7 protein-coding genes and 4 pseudogenes are annotated in these 4,661 nt (G+C 68.6%); 9 read left to right on the top strand and 2 right to left on the bottom strand.

Translation table 11 applies throughout. The annotated features are described in order from the left end of the window. A pseudogene (locus tag LNW71_RS35265) lies at positions 1–392 on the bottom strand (winged helix-turn-helix transcriptional regulator); the annotation flags it as partial. Positions 393–496: 104 nt separating this feature from the next. Here LNW71_RS35265 and LNW71_RS35260 point away from each other — a divergent pair. From LNW71_RS35260 to LNW71_RS35250, 3 genes and pseudogenes are all read left to right on the top strand, one after another. After that, positions 497–1,125, top strand: a pseudogene (locus LNW71_RS35260) (dihydrofolate reductase family protein); the annotation flags it as partial. Between the two features lie 1,299 nt (positions 1,126–2,424). After that, positions 2,425–2,808, top strand: coding sequence for a hypothetical protein (locus LNW71_RS35255; protein WP_250972303.1), 384 nt, complete (start codon positions 2,425–2,427; stop codon positions 2,806–2,808). Between the two features lie 19 nt (positions 2,809–2,827). Further along, on the top strand, positions 2,828–3,094 hold the full coding sequence (locus LNW71_RS35250; protein WP_250972302.1) for a hypothetical protein: 267 nt from the start codon (positions 2,828–2,830) through the stop codon (positions 3,092–3,094). A gap of 19 nt (positions 3,095–3,113) precedes the next feature. Here the strand turns inward: LNW71_RS35250 and LNW71_RS35245 are convergent, their stop codons facing one another. Continuing rightward, positions 3,114–3,356 carry a hypothetical protein gene (locus LNW71_RS35245; RefSeq protein ID WP_250972301.1) on the bottom strand — a complete coding sequence of 81 codons (243 nt, stop codon included), beginning with the start codon at positions 3,354–3,356 and terminating at the stop codon, positions 3,114–3,116. Positions 3,357–3,416: 60 nt separating this feature from the next. Here LNW71_RS35245 and LNW71_RS35240 point away from each other — a divergent pair, with 60 nt between their 5' ends. The 6 genes and pseudogenes from LNW71_RS35240 to LNW71_RS37180 all read left to right on the top strand — a co-directional run. Further along, a complete protein-coding gene (locus LNW71_RS35240) occupies positions 3,417–3,791 on the top strand; it encodes an IPT/TIG domain-containing protein (RefSeq protein ID WP_250972300.1) in 375 nt (124 codons plus the stop codon). A gap of 2 nt (positions 3,792–3,793) precedes the next feature. Then, positions 3,794–3,918, top strand: a pseudogene (locus tag LNW71_RS37195) (putative Ig domain-containing protein); the annotation flags it as partial. Positions 3,919–3,963: 45 nt separating this feature from the next. Further along, positions 3,964–4,140 carry a hypothetical protein gene (locus LNW71_RS37190; RefSeq protein WP_250972299.1) on the top strand — a complete coding sequence of 59 codons (177 nt, stop codon included), beginning with the start codon at positions 3,964–3,966 and terminating at the stop codon, positions 4,138–4,140. Further along, complete coding sequence (locus LNW71_RS37185) at positions 4,056–4,307, top strand: putative Ig domain-containing protein (RefSeq protein WP_374119559.1); 252 nt, start codon at positions 4,056–4,058, stop codon at positions 4,305–4,307. Before LNW71_RS37190 ends, LNW71_RS37185 begins: the two co-directional genes overlap by 85 nt. 13 nt (positions 4,308–4,320) lie before the next feature. Further along, a pseudogene (locus LNW71_RS35230) lies at positions 4,321–4,563 on the top strand (putative Ig domain-containing protein); the annotation flags it as partial. Next, positions 4,560–4,661 (top strand): putative Ig domain-containing protein (locus LNW71_RS37180; RefSeq protein ID WP_374119558.1); only part of this gene is annotated, 102 nt, incomplete at its 3' end. The pseudogene LNW71_RS35230 and the gene LNW71_RS37180, both read left to right, overlap by 4 nt.

Genomic DNA, 4,661 nt, shown 5'->3' with positions numbered 1-4,661 from the left:
TTCGTCCATGAGGTCCTCCCAGAGATGCGGGCCGCCCTCCTCCAAGAGGCGAGCGCGGACCCTGAGTTCGGGTGTGTCAGGCGGTGCCGCATGCCCCAGGAGCCGAGCGCGACCATGACAGGCACGGTCTGGATGCCCGCTTCCGTGAGGCTGTAGGTCGCTCGACGCCCTCGTTGGGCCTGCTCCTGCGTGAGGAGACCGCCGGCGACGAGGGCCTTGAGGCGGCTGCTGAGGATGTTCGAGGCGATGCCCTCCTCGGAATGACTGAGCAGCCCGCGGAAGTGCCGGCGCCCGCCGAAGATCACGTCGCGCAGGACGATGAGGCTCCACTGGTCACCGAGTGCCTCCACCGCCGCGTTGATCGCGCATCCGGACCGCGGTTCGTCTCGCATGCCCACCTCCACTGATTGCATACTGCCATCACCGAGTCTAGGCTCACTCATGGCTAGTGATTGCATTTCGCAATCACATCGCTTCGACGGCAGGAGTCCGTGCCATGTCCCGCGTCAGGGTCCACAACTTCTCCATCTCCATCGACGGATTCGCCACCGGTGACGAGCAGAGTCTCGACGCCCCGTTCGGCCACGCCGGCACGAGACTCCACGAGTGGTTCTTCCCGACCAGGACCTTCCAGCAGATGCTGGGCAAGCCGGACGGGAGTCACGGGGTCGATGACGCCATCGCCGGCACCTGGGACGTCGGCATCGGTGCGGAGATTATGGGCCGCAACAAATTCGGCCCCCAGCGCGGGCCATGGGAGAACGACGACTGGAACGGCTGGTGGGGGCCCAACCCTCCTTCCACACCCCGGTGTTCGTACTGACCCACCACCCCCGGCCCTCGGTGCAGATGGAGGGCGGCACCACATTCCACTTCATCGACGCCACGCCGCAGGAAGCACTCCGTCAGGCACGCGAGGCCGCAGGCGACCTGGACGTGCGGATCGGTGGCGGGCCGACCACGATCCGCGAGTTCCTCGCCGAAGACCTCATCGATCATCTGCACATCGCCGTCGTCCCGATCGTCCTGGGCCGTGGCGAGCGCCTGTGGGACGGACTCGAAGGACTCGAGCAGCGCTTCCAGGCCGAGTCCGTGACAACCCCCAGCGGCGTCACGCACATGACCTCACCCGGCCGTAACAGCCGCTCGCACAGGCAGCAATCGGCATGCACGCAGTCCGCGGAGGAAGCCCCGGCGGAGCCCGCGACGACTTCGAAACGATGATCGCTCAGCTTGCCGCCGCGATGACCCCAAACGTACGGCCCGTCGCTGCCTGAGCACCGCGCTCTCCGACGCCGAGGACTCCGGCCACAAGCCCACTTCACTCCCGGAGGAGGCCGCCGAACTCCAAGAACTCGACACCGCCAGGGCCCCCGCCCAGGTCATGATCTGGCGTCTCAAACTCCTCGGCCGCCACCCCGCCCCCAACACCCCGCGCCAAGGCCGCCCGCAGCCGCAGCACTACACCCACCGGGCCCGCGCCCGTCACCACGCAGCCCCGAACAATCAAGGGCCTGGCCATTCCCCCGGGCCCGAGCCGACGTGCACGCTGACGCAAAGGGCCGCTGGCCATCCACTCTTGCTGGATGGCCCCCAGCGTTCCTCTGCCTGGCCGAGAACGGCCACCCACCGAGCCAGGCCACAGTGCCGACCGGCAGTGACTCCGGTTCAGTTGAGCAGGTCCAGCACCGGCACGGCCGGCGAACACCTCGCCCTCTCAGCCCAAGGCCGAGAGGGCGCCCAGGTTGGTCAGTGAAGAGGCCAGGTTGCCTAGCCGGTGCAGGTGGCCCCTGAAACCACAAGGAATGTGCACGGTGCGTGACATTTTAGATACATATAGTTATATTCCGGGATGCTGGGGCTCGGCGGTTGCGCCGGAAGGGAAGGTCGCTGCCGTGGCATCAGTCCCTGCTCCGGACAAGCGCATCGCGCTGATGCCTCATCGGAGGAAGTGCACCTGCACCTGCGGCGGGGGGCGTCGGCAAAGCTAGAGCAAGAGGCGGGGAATGACGGTGGCCTGGTATGCCCGACGGTTGGTGTCGCGCGCCGCGGCAGTGATCCTGGTGATCAGCGTGACGGCCGTCGCGATGGTCGAATCCGCCCGAGCGCCTCCGCAGCGGGGACGTTGCTGTTCAACCAGCCGTTCCACGACAACACGGTGGACGGCACCGCGGGATCGGTGTCGCTGCCCGCAGCACCGACCGGGGTCAACGCCGCCTGCCTGACGGCCGCTGGCAACGCCACCGCCAACCCGCTGGCCAGCTGCCCGAGCGCGACGGATGCGCAAGGTTCGGGCACGCTCCGGCTCACCTCGAATGCGATGACCCAGGAAGGTGGCGTGTTCGCCGCGGCGAGCGTCCCCACCTCGCAGGGCCTGGACGTGACCTTCAACTCCTACCAGTACGGGGGAACAACGCGGACGGGATGGCGTTCGTGCTGGCCGCGGTCGACCCCGCCGATCCGCAGACGCCGACGGTCATGGGGCAGTCCGGCGGTGCGCTCGGCTACTCGGCGAAGAACTTCACCAGCACCGGCCTGAGCCACGGTTACCTGGGCATCGGCCTCGACGTGTTCGGCAACTTCAGCAACAAGTACGAGGGAACGGGCTGCACCGACCCGGCAAACATTGCGCAGGTCATGCCCGGCGAGGTCGTGGTGCGCGGTCCGGGGAACGGCACCGTCGGGTACTGCGCGCTGCAGAGCAGCGCGCCGACGGCGACCGCTCAGAAGCTGATCCTGCGGGCCGCCACCCGGACGGCGTCGCGGTACCCGTCGAGGTGGTTTTCAATCCGTCCTCGTCACCGGTGACCACGGCATCCGGGCTGGTGTGCCCGCCGGCAGCTACAACGTCACCTTCACACCCGTGGGCGGGACGGCCAGAAGCCTGGTGGGCCCGCTGCCTGTGGTGCCGGCTGGGATGTACCCGGCGAGCTGGGTCAGCGCTTCCGGGATCCCGAAACAGCTGGCCTTCGGCTGGGTGGGCTCCACCGGCTCGGTGACCGACTACCACGAGATCGACAACGCGGTGGTCAGCACCCTCAACCCGGTCCCGATGCTCGCCGTCTCCCAGAGGAGCTATGCGGCGCGACACTGACGCCGGGCAACCCGGTCACCTACACGGTCACCGCCAGTTCCTCGGGCGCGGCGGAGAACCTTCCGGTGACGGTGACCGAGACCCTCCCCGCCGGAGTCGTCCCGGTCGTCGCCTCGGGCCCGGGGTGGGTGTGCGAGCCGCCGAGCGGACAGCAGGTGTCGTGCACGAACAGCACAAGACCATTCACCAGCGGCACGATCACGGTCAACGGAGTCGTCACCTCCAGCAGCGTCACCCCGGCCCTCATCCAGACCTCCAGCACCGTAGTCGCATCCTCCGGCGACGCCAGCCCGCGACCTCGTCGACCGCACCCGCCGGCACGGTGCCCGCCCCGCCGGTCGTCACCGCGGTCACCCCAACCAACGGCCCCTCCGGCGGCGACAACGGCGTCACGGTCAGCGGCGTCAATCTCAGCGGAGCGACGGCCATCGAGATCGGCACGGCCGCCGAGTTCGCCGCCGGCAAACCCGCCGCCCTCGCGTTGTGCTCCTCCCCCGCGCCGGGCTGCTTCACCGTCACCAACAGCACCAGCCTCGGCATCTCAGCCATGCCTAGCCACCCGGCGGGAGCAGTGAAGGTCGTCGTCGTCAGTCTGGGCATCTCCGACAGCGGTAGCTACACCTACAACCCGGGGCCCGCACTCAACTTCTCCGACCCGCCCGGGGCGAGATCAACACGCCCTACAGCGACCAACTGACGATGACCGGCGGAACCAGCCCGATCACCTGGTCAGTGAGCGCCGGGACCCTGCCCCCCGGTATGACACTCAACGCCACTACCGGCTGCTGTCCGGAACACCGACCAGCGCCGGCAGCTACTCCTTCACCGTCCGGGTCACCGACAGCGGCGGCCTGAGCGACACCAAGGCGGTGACCCTGATCGTCATCGCCGGGCCGACACTGACGTTCGCGGCCCCGCCGCCCGGCTGGACCCGCACCGTCTACCTCTACACACTGACCGAATCCGGCGGGACCGGCCCGTTCACCTGGTCGGTGCCCAGCGGCAGCCTGCCCCGGGCATCAGTCTCAGCCCCAGTGGGAGCCTGAGCGGCACCCCGACAGCGACAGGCACCTTCAATTTCACGGTCAAGGTGACCGACGCCAACGGCCAGAGCGCCACACAGGCCACCAGCCTGAGCGTGTCCGCAGGAGTGTCGACCACCTTCTCCGCCCTCCGGGCGCCGACGTCGGCGCCGCCTACACCTACACCCTGACGCCACCGGCGGCACCACCCCCTACACCTGGTCGGTGAACGCGGGAAGCCTGCCACCCGGTATCACCCTCACTGCCGCCGGCGTGCTGGCCGGCACCCCCACCGCCGCGGGCAGCTACTCCTTCTCGGTCAACGTGATCGACCGGAACAACGGAATCGCCACCGCCTCGATCACCCTGGTGATCTCCCCCGCCCAACACTCAACTTCCCCGCCCCGCCACCCGCACAGGTCGGCACCGCGTACAGCTACACGCTGACGGTCACCGGTGGAGCCGGCCCCTATACCTGGTCGGTGAAGACGGGCACCCTGCCCGCCGGCATCACGCTGAACGCGTCGACCGGTGTCCTGGCCGGT

Source organism: Streptomyces sp. RKAG290 (genome assembly GCF_023701695.1).
Taxonomy (GTDB): Bacteria; Actinomycetota; Actinomycetes; order Streptomycetales; family Streptomycetaceae; genus Streptomyces.
The sequence above is the reverse complement of the archived record's forward strand: the minus strand, read 5'-3'. Positions and strand labels throughout refer to the sequence as shown.